This window comes from Mesorhizobium loti (assembly GCF_013170705.1).
In the GTDB taxonomy this organism is placed as follows: Bacteria; Pseudomonadota; Alphaproteobacteria; order Rhizobiales; family Rhizobiaceae; genus Mesorhizobium; species Mesorhizobium loti_D.
In genome coordinates this window covers 6,015,989-6,033,210 of sequence record NZ_CP033334.1, presented here as the reverse complement: position 1 = coordinate 6,033,210, position 17,222 = coordinate 6,015,989, and the positions used below count along the sequence as shown (strand labels likewise).

Below are 17,222 nucleotides of genomic sequence, written 5' to 3'. Positions count from 1 at the left end.
CTTAAGATGTGTTGAGATTCAGGTCAGGCCGAGCCGAAAATGTCAGGTTTCGAGAACCGGAGCGGAGCGTACTCAAGTACGTGAGCACCGGAAGCGCAGAAGCCTGGCATTTGCAGGCCGGCATCACCTGAATATCGACACATCTTAAGCTACGTCCAGACAGAGATATTTCAGATCGGTGAAAGCCTCCAGCCCATGGCGCGAACCTTCGCGGCCGATGCCGGATTGCTTGACGCCGCCAAACGGGATCGGCGCGCCGGTGATCTTGACGCGGTTGACGGCGACCATGCCGTAGTCGAGCGCGCGGCCCATGCGCTGCTGGCGCGCGCCGTTCTCTGTCACGACATAGGCGACCAGGCCGTATTCGGTGGCGTTGGCGCATCCGATGACCTCGTCCTCGCTGTCGAAGGGCGCGACCGCCGCGACCGGCCCGAAGGTCTCTTCGTGCATGATCGACGCCTCATCGGTGACGTCGGCCAGCAGTGTCGGCTGGTAGAACAATGGCCCGGCCTGATGGCGCTTGCCGCCGGTGAGACAGCGCGCGCCATGGGCAAGCGCATCGGCGACCTGCTCCTCGACCTTAGTGACCGCGCGCTCATGCATCAGCGGTCCGATGTCGGTTTTCTCGGCGAGGCCATTACCGGTCCGCAGCGCCTCGATGCGTCTCGCAAAGGCGGCGCAGAAGCGATCGTAGAGCGGACGCTGGACGTAGATGCGGTTGGCGGCAAGGCAATCCTGGCCCGATGTGGCGAATTTGGCATCGATGGCGATGCTCACGGCCTTGTCCAGATCGGCATCGGCAAAGACGATCAGCGGCGCGTGGCCGCCAAGCTCCATCACCAGCCGCTTCATCGTCGGCGCACTCTGTGCCGCGATCAGCCTGCCGATCTCGGTCGAGCCGGTAAAGCTCATGGCACGGATTCGCGGATCCTCGCACATCCGCCCGACGATCGTCGCGGCCTTGCCGGTGACGATGTTGAAGACCCCGGCCGGCAGGCCGGCGCGCTCGCCAAGTTCGGCCAGCGCCAGCGCCGACAGCGGCGTTTCCGAGGATGGATGCGCGACGATGGTGCAGCCGGCTGCAAGGGCGGCGGCCGCCTTGCGGGCCAACATGGCCGACGGAAAATTCCACGGCGTGACGACGCCGACGACACCGAGCGGTTCGCGTCGCACCATCATTTCCGCGTTCGGCAGATGGCTGGTGACGCTCTCGGCGTTGAGGCGCTTGGCTTCCTCGGCGTACCATTCGACGAAGGAGGCGGCGTAGTCGATTTCGCCCAGCGATTCCTGCAGCGGCTTGCCTTGTTCCAAGGTCATCAGCAAAGCCAGATCATCTTTCGCTGCGATGATCAGCTCGAACCATTTTCGCAGGATTCTTGACCGCTCCTGCGGCAGCAGCGACCGCCAGGCAGGAAAGGCTCGTGCGGCGGCATCGATCGCTTTTGTCGTTTGCCGTGCATCCAGCGCGGCAACGAAGGCAACGGTGGTGCCGGTCGCCGGATCGGTGACCTCGAAACTTTCGGCGGCCTCGCTCGCCGTCCAGTGGCCGTCGACATAGGCGAGCTCGCGCAGCAGCCGGCGGTCGGCTAGGCGGTCGAGCGCTTCGTGGCGATGCGAGCGGGCGAAATGCGCGGACATGGTCGAGGCCTCCCGGTTCGGACTGATGCGGGAAGACTATCCGCCATGCGTAGACAGAGAGGCTGTTTGGGCACCCGGAAGGAGAGAGATTCTCTCTATTGCACCGTCCCGGCAGACGATCTCTCCGGTACTACGGTGACGCCGGCAGCAACTCGGCGATGGGAAGCGCGATCTCTTCCTTCACCGTCTTGGTCACGATGTAGGTGAAGTAGCGATCGATTCCGATCTCGCGCTCGAGCAGCCCGTCGACCAGCCGCTGGTAGGCGTCGATGTCGCGCGCCATCACTTTCAGCAGATAGTCGACGCCGCCACCCACCGACCAGCAGGAGACGATCTCGGGGATGTCGCGGATGACGCGCTCGAAGCGGTCGAAATCGGCCTGGCGGTGGCTGGCCAGCGTCACCTCCATCAGCACGGTGGCCACCGGCGCCACGACGCGCATGGCGATCCGGGCGTGATAGCCCGCAACGATACCGGCCTTTTCCAGCTTGCGCAGCCGCATCCAGCACGGCGTCGGCGACAGCCCTACCTGCTCGGCCAGTGCCAGCTTGGTGATGCGCCCGTCGCGCTGGATGGCGTCGAGGATTTTGAGGTCGATAGCGTCGAGTTTCGCTGCGGTCATCAGAGCCCACTTTTTCGTCCACGGTACCATGAGGGCGCATTATTTCGATTGTCAATTGCACTGATTTCGATCTCTAATAAGTCATGACATTGTGGCAACCAGATCCCGCGCTCATCCGGCGGCCAGCCTATCAATCGCTGGCCGATCAGTTCGCGCGCGCCATCCATGACGGGCGTCTCGCTAATGGCGCCCGTCTGCCCACGCATCGCCGGCTGGCCGATGACCTCAAACTGTCGGTGCAAACGGTCAGCCGCGCCTATGAGGAGCTGATCCGGCGCGGCCTGATTTCGGGCGAGATCGGCCGTGGCAGCTTCGTCCAGACGCAGCGCCGCGAACCGGAGCCACCCTACCTGCCGGAGCGTCTTGGCGAGGTCATCGACCTGTCCATCCTGAAGCCGGTCTGCGAGCCGATGCATCTGGAGCGGCTGAAGCAGGCATTGGGGTGGCTCGCCGAAAACCTGCCGTCGAGTTCGGCGCTATCCTTCCGGCCCAACATGGTGTTTCCGCGCCACCGTGCCGTGGCGGTCGAATGGCTGAAACTTTGCGGGCTGGATGCCTCCGCGCAGAATATCAGCCTGACCAACGGCGCCACCGCCGGCATGACAGTGGCGCTGATGAGTGTGGCGCCGCCGGGATCGACCGTCGCCACCGAGGCGATCGGCCATCATACCCTGGTGCCGCTGGCGCGCTATCTCGGCTTCAACCTCGAAGGCCTGCCGATCGACGATAATGGCCTGATCCCGGAAGCGCTGGACGAGGCCTGCAGGCTTTCCGACATCCGCGCCGTGTTTGTGCAGCCTTCGGTGATCAATCCTACGGCAACGCTGATGGATGCTGGGCGCCGCGCCGAGATCGCCGCGGTCGCGCGCAAGCACGACATCGCCATCATCGAGAACGATGTGCTGGGGCCGCTGGTCGAGGACCGGCCGCCGCCGGTCGCCGCCTTTGCCCCGGAGCGCACGCTCTACGTCACCTCCTTCACCAAGATCACCGTGCCCGGCCTGCGCATCGGCTATCTCGCCGCGCCCGACCGCTATGTCGCCGCCGTCGCCAACCGGCACCTGGTCTCCAACTGGATGGCAACGCCGCTGGTGGCCGAGATCGCCACCAAATGGGTGACCGACGGCACCGCGATGGAACTCGTCCGCTGGCAGCGCACGGCCCTGCGGCGGCGGCAGGATATCGCGGCCGAGGTGCTTGCCGGGATCGACTATCGCGCCCGGCGCGACGGGCTGCACGTCTGGTTGCAACTGCCCGACGACCGCGCCGAGGAGGGCTTTGTCGCCCAGGCCCGGCTCCAGGGCGTGGCGATCGCGCCTGGCACGTCCTTCCGCATTTCGGATGCGCCGTGGCATCCGGCTGTCCGTATCTCGCTGGGCTCGACCACCGAAGGGGAACTGCGCGCCGGCCTCGGCGTTGTCACCAAGCTCTTGCTTGGCGATCCGGAGCATCTGCTGCTGGCGATTTAGGCCGCCCATGCTTCGAAATTGTGCGGAATCAGAATAATTGTCATGATATTATTTTCCCAATTGACATGATTTGGCGCGTTCCGCATCGTTAAGGGCACAGGCTTCTCCAGGACGGGGAAATTCATTTGTCCGCACCCATCATCAAGGTCGATGCCATTTCGAAGAGCTTCGGCGCCTTCAAGGTGCTGGACGGCCTGTCGATGCAGGTCATGCCGCGCGAGAAGCTGGCGCTGATCGGCCCCTCCGGCTCGGGCAAGACGACGATCCTGCGCATCCTGATGACGCTGGAGCGCATCGACGGCGGTCACATCCAGATCGAGGGCGAGCATCTCTACCACATGGAGCGCAACGGCCAGTTGCTGCCGGCCGACGAGCGGCATCTGGCAAGGATGCGCCAGAAGATCGGCATGGTCTTCCAGCTGTTCAACCTGTTTCCGCACAAGAGCGTCATCGACAATGTGACGTTGGCGCCGATGCTGACCAAGGGCACGCCGCGCGCCGCCGCCGAGAAGCGGGCGATAGAACTGCTCGACATGGTCGGCATGGCCGACAAGGCCAAGGCGATGCCGGCGCAGCTGTCGGGCGGCCAGAAACAGCGCGTGGCGATCGCCAGGGCGCTCGCACTGCAGCCCAGGATCATGCTGTTCGACGAGGTGACATCGGCGCTCGATCCGGAGCTGGTCGAGGAGGTGTTGAACGTCTTGTGGCGACTCTGCGCCGAGACCGACATGACCATGCTGCTGGTCACTCATGAGATGGGCTTTGCCCACGACTTCGCTGACCGGGTGCTGTTCTTCGATCGCGGCAAGATCGTCGAGGAAGGCAAGCCCGACGAGATTTTCCGCCATCCCAAGCAGGAGCGCACGCAAGGCTTCCTGAAGAAGATCATCGCGGCCGGACATCGCGTCTGACCGCCATGCCTGCGGGAAGGCGTAGCCGTCCCGCAATCAAAACCAAATGACAAAACCAAGAAACAAGGAGTTGGGAACAATGAAGAAACTTGGCATTCTGGCCGGCGTCGCCGGCCTTGCACTGACGGCGGTGCTGGCCGCCTCGATTCCGGGCTCGGCCGACGACAGCAAGCTCGAGCAGCTCAAGTCGCAGGGCTTCGCCCGCCTCGCCATCGCCAATGAACCGCCCTATACGGCGGTCGCCGCCGACGGCAAGGTTTCGGGAGCCGCGCCCGACGTGGCGCGCGAGATATTCAAGCGGCTGGGTGTCGCCGATGTCGTTGCCTCGATTTCCGAATATGGCGCCATGATCCCCGGCCTGCAGGCCGGTCGCTTCGACGTCGTCACCGCCGGCCTGTTCATGAAGCCGGAGCGTTGCGCCGCGGTTGCCTATTCCGAACCCGTGCTGTGCGATGCCGAGGCGATGCTGGTGAAAAAGGGCAATCCAAAGGGCTTCAAGAGCTACGAGGACGTCGCCAAGGACACGTCCGCCACCATTGGCGCGCCCGGCGGCGGCACCGAGGAGAAACTGGCGCTCAACGCCGGCGTGCCGCGCGAACGTGTCATCGTCGTGCCGGACGGCCAGAGCGGCCTGAAGATGGTACAGGACGGCCGCATCGACGCGTATTCGCTGCCGGTCCTGTCGATCAACGATCTGATGAAAAAGGCCAATGATCCGAACCTAGAGGTCATCGCGCCGGTGCAGGGCGCGCCGGTGTATTGCGACGGCGCCGCCTTCAAGAAAGGCGACGAGGCGCTGCGCGATGCCTTCGACGTCGAACTCGCCAAGATGAAGAAGTCGGGCGAGTTCGCCAAGATCATCGAGCCTTACGGCTTCTCGGCCGCCGCCGCGATGTCGACGACGCGCGACAAGCTCTGCGCGGCGAAGTAGGCGCCTTCTTTTTCCTTCTCCCCGCAGGCGGGGAGAAGGAAGCTAAACGCCAACGTTGGAACCTACATGACCCAGTGGTCCGGCTATTTCGGCCTGATATTGCAGGGAGCGCTTGTCACCATCGAGCTGACGCTGATGGGGTCGGTGCTTGCCCTGATCATGGCCTTTCTTGCCGGCATGGGACGGCTGTCGCGCTTCCTCGTGCTGCGCGCGCTCGCCACCGCCTACATCGAGTTCTTCCGCGGTACCTCGATCTTCGTGCAGCTGTTCTTCGCCTATTTCGTGTTGCCCTTGGTGGGTTTCGAACTGACCCCGCTGCAAGCCGGCGTGCTGGCACTCGGCTTGAATGTCGGCGCCTATGCCGCCGAAGTGGTGCGCGGCGCCGTGCAATCGATCGGCCGCGAACAGCATGAAGCCTGCATCGCGCTCAATCTCGGCCGTTGGCAAGGCCTGCGCCACGTCATCCTGCCGCAGGCGTTTCTTGTGATGCTGCCGACCTTCGGCAACAACGCCATCGAATTGCTCAAGGCGACTTCGGTGGTCTCGCTGATCTCGCTCGCGGATCTCACCTTCCAGGCGCAGGTGGTGCGTGCACAGACCGGCAATACCATGGTGCCGTTCGCCACCATCCTGGTCATCTATTTCATCCTGGCGCTGCTCATCTCATGGGGCGTGCGCTCGCTGGAGCGCCGCATGGCGCGCGGCCTCGACGGAGTGCGTGTCTGATGGTCGGGGCGCGCTGATGGCAAAGGTTCGCTGATGGATTGGGATTGGGATTTTGTCCGGCAGATCCTGCCGACGCTGATCCAGGGGGTGAAGATCACCATACTGGCGACGCTGCTCGGCTCGGTGCTGGCGGCGATCGTGGGGCTGGGCATTGCGCTGGCGCGCCGGTCGCCCAACAAGGTGCTGTCGCGTAGCGTCGGCTGGGCGGCCGAATTCATCCGCGGCACACCGCTCCTGGTGCAGCTCTATTTCATCTTCTACGTGCTGCCCGACATCGGCATTCTTCTGCCGCCGCTCGTTGCCGGCGTCATCGGGCTTGGGCTGCATTACGGCACCTACACGGCGGAGGTCTACCGCGCCGGCATCGACAATGTGCCGCGCGGCCAGTGGGAGGCCGCCAAGGCCTGCAACCTCAACGCCCGGCAGACCTGGACGCACATCATCATCCCGCAGGCCATCCCACCGATGATCCCGGCGCTGGCCAACTATTTCATCGCCATGTTCAAGGAGACGCCGCTGCTTTCTGCGATCACCGTATTGGAATTGATGAACCAGGCGAAAAGCGTCGCCAACACTTACTATCGTTATCTGGAGCCGATCACGCTGGTCGGCGCCTTCTTCCTCGCCATCAGTCTTTGTTCGGTCGTGCTGCTGCGCTGGCTGGAGCGTCGTTACGGCAAGATCGAGAGGTAACCGATGAAACCCTTGCCCGAAATCACAGTCCATCCGAAGCGGCCATTGCTCGACGATCGTCCGCTCGACAAGCGTATCGGCCTGATCATCCTGGCCACGGATCACACCAGCGAACCGGACTTTCGCCGCATGGTGGCAAGCGATCGGATCGGCGTCTATGTCGCGCGCATCCCCTATGCCAATCCGACGACGCCGGAAAACCTGCGCAAGATGCAGCCGGCGCTGACGGCAGGCGCGGCATTGATCCTGCCCGGCGAGAAGCTCGACGCGATCTGCTATTCCTGCACCTCGGCCTCGGTGGTGATCGGCGATGCCGAGATCGAGGCGGCGATTCAGTCCGCCAAGTCAGGCATTCCCGTGGTCACGCCGCCGATGGCAGGCGTGCGCGGGCTGAACGCCTTCGGCGTGCGTCGCATCAGCATCCTGACGCCCTACACGGTCGAAACCTCCAGGCCGATGGCGACGTATTTCGCTGCGCGTGGTTTCGAGATCGCCAGCTTCACCTGTCTCGGCTTCGAGGACGATCGCGAGATGGCGCGGATTCCGCCAGCGGCGCTTGTCGATCTTACGCGGCAAGTGACTCACCCACAGGCCGACGCCCTGTTTGTATCCTGCACGGCGCTGCGCGGCGCGCTTGCGGTCACAGGGATGGAAAAGGCGATCGGTCGCCCGGTGGTTACCAGCAACCAGGCCAGTGCCTGGAATTGTTTGCGGCTGTGTGGCGATGACACAGCCCACCCTGAATTCGGCCGTCTGATGACGCTGCCTTTGCCGCGCGACTGACGACTATGGCGACAGTGACCCTCAGCGATATCCATGCCGCGCGCGAGCGAATTCACAACAAGGTCGAGCGGACGCCAACCGTGACGTCCCCAAGCCTTTCGCAACGCTTTGGCGTGCCGGTTTACCTCAAGCTCGAGCACCGCCAGACCACCGGCAGCTTCAAGCTGCGCGGCGCCTCGAATGCCGTCGCGTCGCTCAGCGCGGAGGAGAAGACGCGGGGCGTCGTTGCCGCCTCGACCGGCAATCACGGCCGGGCACTGGCGCATGCGGCGAAACTCGAAGGCATGCGCGCCGTGATCTGCATGTCGCGTCTGGTGCCCCGGAACAAGCTCGACGAAATCCGCCGGCTCGGCGCCGAGGTCCGCATCGTCGGCAACAGCCAGGACGACGCGCAGCAGGAGGTCGAGCGGCTGGTGGCGCGGGAGGGACTGGTGATGCTGCCGCCCTTCGATCATCCCGCCATCATCGCCGGGCAAGGCACGCTCGGGCTGGAGATGATCGAGCAGGTTCCTGATGCCGGTCTCGTACTGGTGCAACTTTCCGGCGGCGGATTGGCTTCCGGTGTAGCTGCCGCCGTCAAGGGTGTCAGCCCCGGAACAAAAATCATCGGCGTGTCGATGGCGCGGGGTGCCGCGATGAAAGCGAGCCTTGATGCCGGCCGGCCTGTGCTGGTGGAGGAATTGCCGACGTTGGCGGATTCGCTCGGCGGCGGCATCGGCCTCGACAACAGGCTGACTTTCACCATGTGCCGCGACCTGCTCGACGACGTCATCCTGCTCAGCGAGGACGAGATCGCCGCCGGCATACGCCACGCCTATGCGCGGGAGCGCGAGATCGTCGAGGGCGCCGGCGCCGTCGGCATCGCCGCGCTGCTCGCCGGCAAGGTCAAGACGAAGGGGCCGGTGGTGGTGCTGCTCTCCGGCCGCAACATCGACATGAACGCGCACCGCAAGATCATCTGCGGTGAGGCGATCGCGGAGCGTGCCGCATGAGCCGGATGACGATCCTCACCGAGAGAGAGCTGCGCAAGATCGTGACGCTCGATCTCGATGCCGTTGCCTGCGTCGAGAACGCTTTCCGCGCACTTGCCACTCTACCGGTGGCGATGCCGCCAATCTTGCGGCTCGACATCCCCGAGCATCGCGGCGAAGTCGACGTGAAGTCCGCTTACGTACCCGGTATCGACGGCTTTGCCGTCAAGATCGGCTCCGGCTTCTTCGACAATCCAAAACTCGGCCTGCCGAGCGGCGGCGGCATGATGGTGCTGCTTTCGGCAAAGACCGGTGTGGTCGAGGCGCTGCTGCTCGACAACGGCTACCTGACCGATGTCCGCACCGCCGCCGCCGGTGCGGTCGCGGCCAAACATCTGTCGCGCGAGGACTCCACCGTGGCGGCGATCTTCGGCGCCGGTTTGCAGGCAGGTCTGCAATTGGAAGCATTGCGCCTTGTCAGGCCGATCAAGGAGGCCCGCATCTGGGCGCGCGACGCCGCCAAGGCCGAAGCCGCCGCTGCCCGCTTGCACGAAAGACTGGGCATTGTCGTGCGCGCCGAGCCCGACGCGGCAAGCGCCGTCGCCGGCGCCGACATCATCGTTACCACCACGCCGTCGACCGAGCCGCTGATCAAGCCCGGCTTCGTGTCCGCCGGCCAGCACATCACCGCCATGGGTTCGGATGCCGAGCACAAGAACGAGATCGCGCCGGCGATCCTGCGCATGGCCGATCTCTATGTCGCTGATAGCGCCCGCCAGACACGGCGGCTGGGCGAACTCCACCATGCGATCGCGGCGGGAGTGATGCCGGCTGATGCTGAAGTCATTGAACTCGGCCAGGTCATCGCCGGCGTCAAACATGGCCGGCGCTCGGCCAGCGACATCACCATCGCCGACCTGACCGGCACTGGCGTGCAGGACACCGCGATCGCCACGCTCGCCCGCGACCGCGCGCGGGCGACCAACTCCGGAACCATTTTTGAAAGCTGACGCTGGTCGCAGGAGCATGATCCGGAAAAGTGGAAACCCGTTTTCCGAAAGGATCGTGCTCAAGCTCCCACAAACGAGGACCAAGAACAATGCAACCAAACCTGAAATTCTCGCGCGGCGAATTTGCCGATCGCCTCGCGAAAACGCGGAAAGCCATGGAGGTCAAGGGCGTCGATCTCCTTGTTATCAGCGACCCCTCCAACATGGCCTGGCTGACCGGCTATGACGGCTGGTCGTTCTATGTACACCAGGCGGTCATCGTGCCGCCTTCGGGCGAGCCGGTGTGGTATGGCCGAGGCCAGGACGCCAATGGCGCCAAACGCACCGCCTATCTCGCGCATGACAACATCATCGGCTACGCCGATCACTACGTGCAGTCGACGGAGCGCCACCCGATGGACTTCCTGTCAAGCGTGGTGATCGATCGCGGTTGGGGCAAGCTCACCATCGGCGTCGAGATGGACAATTACTGGTTCTCGGCCGCTGCGTTCGCGTCGCTGCAGAAGCATCTGCCCAATGCCCGCTTCGTCGATGCCACCGCCCTGGTCAACTGGCAGCGCGCGGTGAAGAGCCCGACCGAGATCGACTATATGCGCAAGGCCGCCCGCATCGTCGAAGCCATGCATCAGCGCATTGTCGACAAGATTGAAGTCGGCATGCGCAAATGCGATCTCGTCGCCGAGATCTACGACGCCGGCACGCGGGGCGTTGGCGGTATCGGTGGCGACTATCCAGCGATCGTCCCGCTGCTGCCGTCGGGCGTGGACGCTTCGGCGCCGCACCTGACCTGGGACGACCAGCCGATGAAGCGGGGCGAGGGTACCTTCTTCGAGATCGCCGGCTGCTACAACCGCTACCATTGCCCGCTGTCGCGCACCGTGTTCCTCGGCAAGCCGACACAGGAATTTCTCGATGCCGAGAACGCGACGCTGGAAGGCATGGAGGCGGGCCTGGCGGCCGCAAGGCCCGGCAACGTCTGTGAAGACATTGCCAACGCCTTCTTCGCCGTCCTGAAGAAATACGGCATCGTCAAGGACAACCGCACCGGCTACTCGATCGGCCTGTCCTATCCGCCGGATTGGGGCGAGCGCACAATGAGCCTGCGCCCCGGCGACCGCACCGAACTCAAGCCCGGCATGACCTTCCACTTCATGACCGGCTTGTGGCTGGAGACGATGGGTCTGGAAATCACCGAATCCATCTTGATCACCGAAACCGGTGTAGAGTGCCTGGCCAATGTGCCGCGCAAACTGGTGGTGAAGAATTGAGCCCGCTGTCCAGCCTCCGCCCGTCGCCGATCGCACCGACCGTCGATTTCGACCGCGACGGTGTCCAGCATGGTTTCCTGCGCCTGCCCTACAGCCGAGACGACTCTGCCTGGGGTTCGGTGATGATCCCGATCTGCGTCATCCGCAACGGCAAGGGACCGGCGGCGTTGCTTTCCGGCGGCAACCATGGCGACGAGTATGAAGGGCCGCTGGCGCTCTACGATCTCGCCCGTACGCTCGATCCCGCGCAAGTCAGTGGCACGGTGATCATCGTGCCGGCGATGAACTACCCGGCTTTCAGAGCCGGCACCCGGACATCACCGATCGACAAGGGCAACATGAACCGCAGCTTTCCCGGCCGGCCGGATGGTACGGTGACCGAGAAGATCGCCGACTATTTCCAGCGCGAATTGCTGCCCCGCGCCGACATCGTGTTCGATTTTCACTCTGGTGGAAAGACGCTGGACTTCGTCCCGTTCTGCGCCGCGCACACTTTGCTCGACAAGGCGCTCGAGCAGAAAGCCTTCGATGCGGTGGCGGCATTCTCTGCCCCGTTCTCGATGCGCATGATCGAGATCGATTCCGTCGGCATGTACGACACGGCGGCGGAGGAAATGGGCAAGGTCTTCGTCAGCACCGAGCTTGGCGGCGGCGGCACCTCACGCGCGCAAACAGTGCGTATCGCGCGGCGCGGCATTCTCAATGTGCTGCGCCATGCCGGCATTGTTGCTGGTGCGGTCGAGAAGGGCAGAACTCAGTGGCTGGACATGCCGTCCGGCGATTGCTTCTCCTTCGCCGAGGACGACGGCATGATCGAGACCATGGTCGATCTCGGCGAGTCCGTCCAGGAAGGCTCGGTGCTGGCGCGCATCCATTCCGTTGGCCGCACCGGCGTCGCCCCGCAGGAAATCTGGGCAAAAATGTCGGGCATGCTGGCGGCGCGGCATTTTCCAGGCCTGGTCAAGGCCGGCGACTGCGTGGCGGTGGTTGCCGTGCGGGTCGATTGATCAAAGCGGTTCCCGGCCAAGCCCAATCCTGTACACGAGGATACTTATATCCTCGATGCTTTTCCACTAGGCTGATGCCATCCGAGGTGGGAGCATCGATTGCGCGGATTTTCCGAAGGCCTGATTGAGAGGCCGCAGACCGTGGCGGAACAGGTTGCCAATGTCCTGCGCGAGGCCATAGCCAGCGGGACGCTGAAGGCGGGAACCGCGCTGCGCCAGGACGACTTGGCCGAGCAGTTCGGCTTCAGCCGCATGCCGATTCGAGACGCCCTTCGCCAATTGGAGGCGGAGGGTATTGTTTCCATTCACCCGACCAAGGGCGCGCATGTCGCCCGGATGGACGGCGCCGAAATAAGCGAGATCTACGCCGTGCGCGAATTGCTGGAGTGCGAAGCGCTGCGGCTGTCCGTGCCGGCTTTGTCGGACAGCAAGCTCGATGAGGCCGAACAGGCGCTCGACCAGATCGATGCGGAGCGCAATGTCGGCCGCTGGGGCGCGTTGAACCGCACCTTTCATCTGTCGCTCTACAATGCCTGCGGCAACCAGCGCCTGCTTGGCCTGATCGAGGCGCATCACAACGCCGCCGATCGCTATGTCCGCATCCTCTTGTCGAACCTCGACTATCGTACGCGCTCGCAGAGCGAGCATCGCGACCTGTTGGCCGCCTGCCGCCGGCATGACGGCAAGGTGGCCGTAAGCATTCTGCGGCGACATCTGCGCGAAGGAAGCGAGACACTCGTCAAAGCGATAGAGGGCGGCGGTCTGTCGCGAAAAATACGAGCCTCGGCAGGCAGTACCGAGGGCTGATCAAAACCGGTACGCCAAGTGCAGTTGCGTCAATATCCGTTCACTGCCACATATTGCAACATCAATGCCCTCCGCGAGGATCGCCATGTCTCCCGTCAGTCACTTGCCGGCGCGCGCCCTTGCCCCGCGCCGCCACGACGAGATCCTCAGGCGGCTGGGCGCCCAGGGTTCCGTCAGCGTCGCCGAACTGGCCGAGTTCTTCGATGTCTCGCGCGAAACCATCCGCCGTGACCTGAAGCTGCTTGCGGACCAGGGCAGGCTCGGCATCGTGCATGGCGGTGCCGCCCGCTTCGAGCCGAGTGAACCGGCGATGAGCCTGCGCAGCCAGGAAAATACCCCAGGCAAGGCGGCGATCGGCAAGGCGGCCGCCGGCCTGATCAAGGACGGAATGGTTGTCTTCCTCGATTCCGGCACCACCACTTTTGCTGTCGCGCAGGCCATGGCTGGCTTGCGCGACCTCACAATTTGCACCGCCAGCCTGAAGATCGCGCTGCATCTGTGCCATGTCCCCGGCATGCGCGTCCACATGCTGGGTGGCGAGATCGATCCGGGCGAGGAAGCGGCTTCCGGCATCGACACGCTCGATGCCATGGCGCGCTTTCGCGTCGACATCGCCTTTCTGGGCGGCGGTGCCCTGTCGCCGGACGGAGAGGTCACCGACTTCACTCGCGCCGGGGCCGAGCAGCGTGGCCGTATGATCGCGCTCGCCGGCAGGGCCTATTTCGTGCTCGACAGCAGCAAGTTCGGCAAGCTGACGCCGCTCAGGATTCCAAACTTCGACCGCGCTGCCGGAGTGATCGTCGACGCCAGTCCCGAACCGGCGCTTGTCGAAGCGCTTTCGCAAAAGGGGCCCGGACTCATCGTGGCGATGTTGATGTGATATTTTGTGACTTTTTGAGTTGATATTTGACTTTCCTGTGCTAATGTGCCGGCCATCCCTCACATGGCGGAACGCTCATGGCACATGAATTTCCAACCCAGGCACGTGTCGTCATTGTCGGCGGCGGCATCATCGGCTGTTCGGTCGCCTATCATCTGACCAAGCTTGGTTGGACCGATGTCGTCCTGCTCGAGCAGGGCCAACTCAGCGGCGGCACCACCTGGCATGCCGCCGGCCTGGTCGGGCAGTTGCGCAGCCACTCCAACATGACCAGCCTGATCCGCTATTCCACGCAGCTCTACAGCGAACTGGAGGCCGAGACCGGTCTTGCCACAGGCTGGAAGAATTGTGGCTCGCTGTCGGTGGCGCGTACCGCCGACCGGATGACAGTGCTGAAGCGCACGGCCGCTTCGGCCCGTGCTCAAGGGGTGGAGATCGATGTCATCTCGCCCAGGGAAGCCGAAGATCTATGGCCGGTGATGGCGACGGACGATCTGGTCGGCGCCGTCTGGTTGCCGGGCGACGGCAAGGCCAATCCAACGGATCTGACGCAATCGCTGGCCAAGGGCGCGCGCAACCGCGGCGCCAGAATATTCGAGCGGGTCAAGGTCACCGGCATCAGCGTGAAGAACGGCGTTGCCTGCGGCGTCGAAACGGATCGCGGCGACATCGCCGCCGAGATCGTCGTCAACTGCGCCGGCCAATGGGCCCGCAAGGTCGGGTTGATGTGCGGTGTCTCGGTGCCGCTGCACTCGGCCGAGCACATGTACATCGTCACCGGCAGGATCGAGGGTGTGCATCCGGACCTGCCAGTCATGCGCGATCCCGACGGCTTCATCTACTTCAAGGAGGAGGTCGGTGGCCTTGTCATGGGCGGCTTTGAGCCGCATGCCAAGCCGTGGGGCATGAACGGCATTCCCGAAAACTTCGAGTTCGCGCTGCTGCCCGACGATTGGGACCAGTTCGAGATCCTGATGGAAAACGCGCTCGTCCGCGTACCGCAACTGGCTGAGGCCGAGGTCAAGAAATTCTACAACGGCCCCGAGAGCTTCACGCCGGACAACAATTTCATCCTGGGCGAGGCGCCGGAACTGAAGAATTTCTATGTCGGCGCCGGCTTCAATTCGATGGGCATCGCCAGCGCTGGCGGCGCGGGCAGGGCGCTGGCCGAATGGATCGTCAACAGCGCGCCGACCATGGATTTGTGGCCGGTCGATATCAGGCGCTTCGCCTCCTTCAACAACAATCCGCGTTGGCTGCATGACCGGGTCAAGGAGACGCTCGGCCTGCACTACGCCATGCCGTGGCCGAACCGCGAACTGGATACCGCACGGCCGTTCCGCCGCTCACCACTCTACGACCGGCTCGCCGTCAAGGGTGCCTGCTTCGGCTCCAAGATGGGATGGGAGCGTGCCAACTGGTTCGCCGCCCCGGGAGAGAAGGCCGAGAACGACTACGCCTTTGGCCGCCAGAACTGGCACGAGGCAGTCAAGCGCGAGATGAAGGCGACGCGTGAAGCGGTCGCCATCTTCGACCAGACCTCATTTGCCAAGCTGCTCGTCCAGGGCCGCGATGCCTGTGCGGTGTTGAACCGGATCTGCGCCGCAGATGTCGATGTGCCGGTGGGAACCTCCGTCTACACGGCCGTGCTCAACGCGCGCGGCGGCTATGAAAGCGATCTTACCGTGATGCGGCTTGCCACGGAGAAATTCCTTATCGTCACCGGCTCGGCGCAGGCGGTCCACGACGCCGACTGGATCGTCAAGAATATCCCATCCGATGCCCATGCGATCCTGACCGACGTCACCTCGTCCTATGCGGTGCTGGCTGTGATGGGGCCGCGTTCACGCAATCTGCTTGGCAAATTGTCGTCAGCGGACTTTTCCAATGCCGGCTTCCCCTTCGCAACCATCCGCGAGATCGATATCGGCTACGCCACCGCCTATGCCAATCGCATGACCTATGTCGGAGAACTCGGCTGGGAACTGATCGTGCCGACCGAATTCGCCGTCGGCGTCTACGAGGCGCTGCATGAAGCGGGGCGTGAATTCGGCCTCTTGGATGCCGGCTACTACGCGCTCGACGCCTTGCGCATCGAAAAGGGGTTTCGCGCCTGGGGCAGGGAATTGACGCCCGATATCAATCCCTGGCAGGCCGGGCTTGGCTTCGCTGTCGCCATGAACAAGCCGGGCGGCTTCATAGGCCACGAGGCGTTGGTCAAGGCAAAGCCGTCGGCGGCACCGGCCAGGCGCATCGTGCTGTTCACGCTCGACGATGCCGAGCCGATGTTGTGGGGCGGCGAACTGATCCTGCGCGACGGCAAGCCTGTCGGCGAGGTTCGCTCAGCCGCCTACGGCCACACGCTCGGCCGCTCGGTGGCGCTCGGGCTGATCGAAAACGAAGCCGGCGTCGATGCCGCGTTCCTCACCGACGGCCGTTTCGAAATCGACCTTGCCGGTGTGCGCCATGCCGCCATGGCTCATCTGCGCAGCCCCTACGATCCGAAGTCGGAGCGGGTGAAGGCGGATGCGCTGGAGATCAGGGCCGCCGCTTAGTCCGCCGACATCGAGCGCGCCATGTCGAGAAAGGCACGCACGAGCTTGCCGCCGCTACGCTCGCGCAGGCAGATCAGCGCTTCGTCCATCAGGGTTTCGGGCGCGTCGATGGCGATCGCCACCAGACGCGAATCCTGGCCGAACTCGGCCGCCGAGACAAAGCCGATGCCGGCACCCGAGGCGACGATCTCGCGGACGGCTTCGCGGCCCTCCGCCTCGATCACAGGCCTGAGTTCGACCTTCGACGCCGCGGCCAGGTCCTCGAGCTTCTGGCGCGTCTTCGAACCGCGCTCGCGCATGACAAGTGGTTCCTGCGCGAGTTGTTTCAGCGTCAGCGACTTCTTGTCCGACAGCGGATGGTCGATGGAGGTGAAGGCGATGATCGGTGTCGAATTCAGTTTCAGCACCTCGAAATCGCGCCCGGTCGGCACCTCGCCCAGGACACCAATATCGGCATCGTAGCTGTAGAGGCTGCTGATCACCGTTTCGGTGTTGCCGGCGCGCACCGAAACCTGGACGCCGGGATAGCGAGCCCGGAAGCTGCCGAGGATGTGCAGCAAATGGTGTGCTGCATCGGCGACGATGCGCAGCGTGCCGGAACGCAGCGCGCGCGACTCCGTCAGCAATTCGAGCGCCTGCTGCTCGGTATCGAACATGCGGTGGGTTATCTCGAGCAACTTCTGGCCCGAATGGGTCAGCGTGACCTGCTTCTTGTTTCGGTTGAAGAGCAGAACGTCATACTCTTCCTCCAGTTTGCGCACCTGATCCGATATGGCGGGCTGGGTCAGGAACAGCGCTTCGGCGGCGCGCGAAAAACCACCTGAGATGGCCACCTGGTGAAAGGCCCGCAGCTGAACGTAGCGCATCTTCTGTGCCTCCGAGACCCTGGGATCGCTGACAGCTTAGCATAAGGCACACTAACTAAAAGATAGAAACGAACGATTTGACTTA

Annotated in this window: 16 protein-coding genes; 13 read left to right on the top strand and 3 right to left on the bottom strand. The window is 63.8% G+C overall.

What is annotated here, in order from left to right:
- Nucleotides 1-144 precede the first annotated feature (144 nt).
- Entirely contained in the window at nucleotides 145-1,638 is a 1,494-nt protein-coding gene (locus EB815_RS29605; RefSeq protein ID WP_056564816.1) for an NAD-dependent succinate-semialdehyde dehydrogenase, read from the bottom strand.
- A 130-nt stretch (nucleotides 1,639-1,768) separates the two neighbouring features.
- A complete protein-coding gene (locus EB815_RS29600; protein WP_056565735.1) occupies nucleotides 1,769-2,260 on the bottom strand; it encodes an Lrp/AsnC family transcriptional regulator in 492 nt (163 codons plus the stop codon).
- Nucleotides 2,261-2,343: 83 nt separating this feature from the next.
- Between EB815_RS29600 and EB815_RS29595 the strand changes: the two genes are divergently transcribed.
- The 13 genes from EB815_RS29595 (at nucleotide 2,344) to EB815_RS29535 (ending at nucleotide 16,271) form a co-directional block, all read left to right on the top strand.
- A complete protein-coding gene (locus EB815_RS29595) occupies nucleotides 2,344-3,729 on the top strand; it encodes a PLP-dependent aminotransferase family protein (protein ID WP_056564813.1) in 1,386 nt (461 codons plus the stop codon).
- A gap of 125 nt (nucleotides 3,730-3,854) precedes the next feature.
- Nucleotides 3,855-4,640: an ectoine/hydroxyectoine ABC transporter ATP-binding protein EhuA gene (gene ehuA, locus EB815_RS29590; RefSeq protein ID WP_056564810.1), complete on the top strand. Its 786-nt coding sequence runs from the start codon at nucleotides 3,855-3,857 to the stop codon at nucleotides 4,638-4,640.
- A gap of 79 nt (nucleotides 4,641-4,719) precedes the next feature.
- The gene (gene ehuB, locus EB815_RS29585) at nucleotides 4,720-5,571 is read left to right on the top strand and encodes an ectoine/hydroxyectoine ABC transporter substrate-binding protein EhuB (protein WP_056564808.1); all 852 of its coding nucleotides are present in this window, start codon (nucleotides 4,720-4,722) and stop codon (nucleotides 5,569-5,571) included.
- Nucleotides 5,572-5,637: 66 nt separating this feature from the next.
- Nucleotides 5,638-6,297, top strand: a complete 660-nt coding sequence (ehuC, locus tag EB815_RS29580) for an ectoine/hydroxyectoine ABC transporter permease subunit EhuC (RefSeq protein WP_056564803.1) — start codon at nucleotides 5,638-5,640, stop codon at nucleotides 6,295-6,297.
- A gap of 33 nt (nucleotides 6,298-6,330) precedes the next feature.
- On the top strand, nucleotides 6,331-6,990 hold the full coding sequence (gene ehuD / locus EB815_RS29575; protein WP_056564800.1) for an ectoine/hydroxyectoine ABC transporter permease subunit EhuD: 660 nt from the start codon (nucleotides 6,331-6,333) through the stop codon (nucleotides 6,988-6,990).
- Nucleotides 6,991-6,993: 3 nt separating this feature from the next.
- On the top strand, nucleotides 6,994-7,773 hold the full coding sequence (gene eutA / locus EB815_RS29570; protein WP_056564796.1) for an ectoine utilization protein EutA: 780 nt from the start codon (nucleotides 6,994-6,996) through the stop codon (nucleotides 7,771-7,773).
- Nucleotides 7,774-7,778: 5 nt separating this feature from the next.
- Complete coding sequence (eutB, locus tag EB815_RS29565) at nucleotides 7,779-8,765, top strand: hydroxyectoine utilization dehydratase EutB (RefSeq protein ID WP_056564792.1); 987 nt, start codon at nucleotides 7,779-7,781, stop codon at nucleotides 8,763-8,765.
- On the top strand, nucleotides 8,762-9,754 hold the full coding sequence (locus EB815_RS29560) for a cyclodeaminase (protein ID WP_056564789.1): 993 nt from the start codon (nucleotides 8,762-8,764) through the stop codon (nucleotides 9,752-9,754). Before eutB ends, EB815_RS29560 begins: the two co-directional genes overlap by 4 nt.
- 89 nt (nucleotides 9,755-9,843) lie before the next feature.
- Nucleotides 9,844-11,022, top strand: a complete 1,179-nt coding sequence (gene doeA, locus EB815_RS29555) for an ectoine hydrolase DoeA (protein WP_056564785.1) — start codon at nucleotides 9,844-9,846, stop codon at nucleotides 11,020-11,022.
- A gap of 5 nt (nucleotides 11,023-11,027) precedes the next feature.
- Nucleotides 11,028-12,029: a N(2)-acetyl-L-2,4-diaminobutanoate deacetylase DoeB gene (gene doeB, locus EB815_RS29550; RefSeq protein WP_081294756.1), complete on the top strand. Its 1,002-nt coding sequence runs from the start codon at nucleotides 11,028-11,030 to the stop codon at nucleotides 12,027-12,029.
- Between the two features lie 99 nt (nucleotides 12,030-12,128).
- On the top strand, nucleotides 12,129-12,836 hold the full coding sequence (locus EB815_RS29545) for a GntR family transcriptional regulator (RefSeq protein ID WP_056564778.1): 708 nt from the start codon (nucleotides 12,129-12,131) through the stop codon (nucleotides 12,834-12,836).
- Nucleotides 12,837-12,921: 85 nt separating this feature from the next.
- Complete coding sequence (locus EB815_RS29540; protein ID WP_056565732.1) at nucleotides 12,922-13,716, top strand: DeoR/GlpR family DNA-binding transcription regulator; 795 nt, start codon at nucleotides 12,922-12,924, stop codon at nucleotides 13,714-13,716.
- Nucleotides 13,717-13,793: 77 nt separating this feature from the next.
- Nucleotides 13,794-16,271 (top strand): GcvT family protein, encoded by a 2,478-nt coding sequence (locus tag EB815_RS29535; RefSeq protein ID WP_056564775.1) that lies wholly within the window; start codon nucleotides 13,794-13,796, stop codon nucleotides 16,269-16,271.
- On the opposite strand, the gene EB815_RS29530 is transcribed toward EB815_RS29535, so the two are convergent.
- Nucleotides 16,268-17,137 carry a LysR substrate-binding domain-containing protein gene (locus tag EB815_RS29530; RefSeq protein WP_056564771.1) on the bottom strand — a complete coding sequence of 290 codons (870 nt, stop codon included), beginning with the start codon at nucleotides 17,135-17,137 and terminating at the stop codon, nucleotides 16,268-16,270. The two genes, EB815_RS29535 and EB815_RS29530, sit on opposite strands and share 4 nt — an antisense overlap.
- Nucleotides 17,138-17,222: the final 85 nt, after the last annotated feature.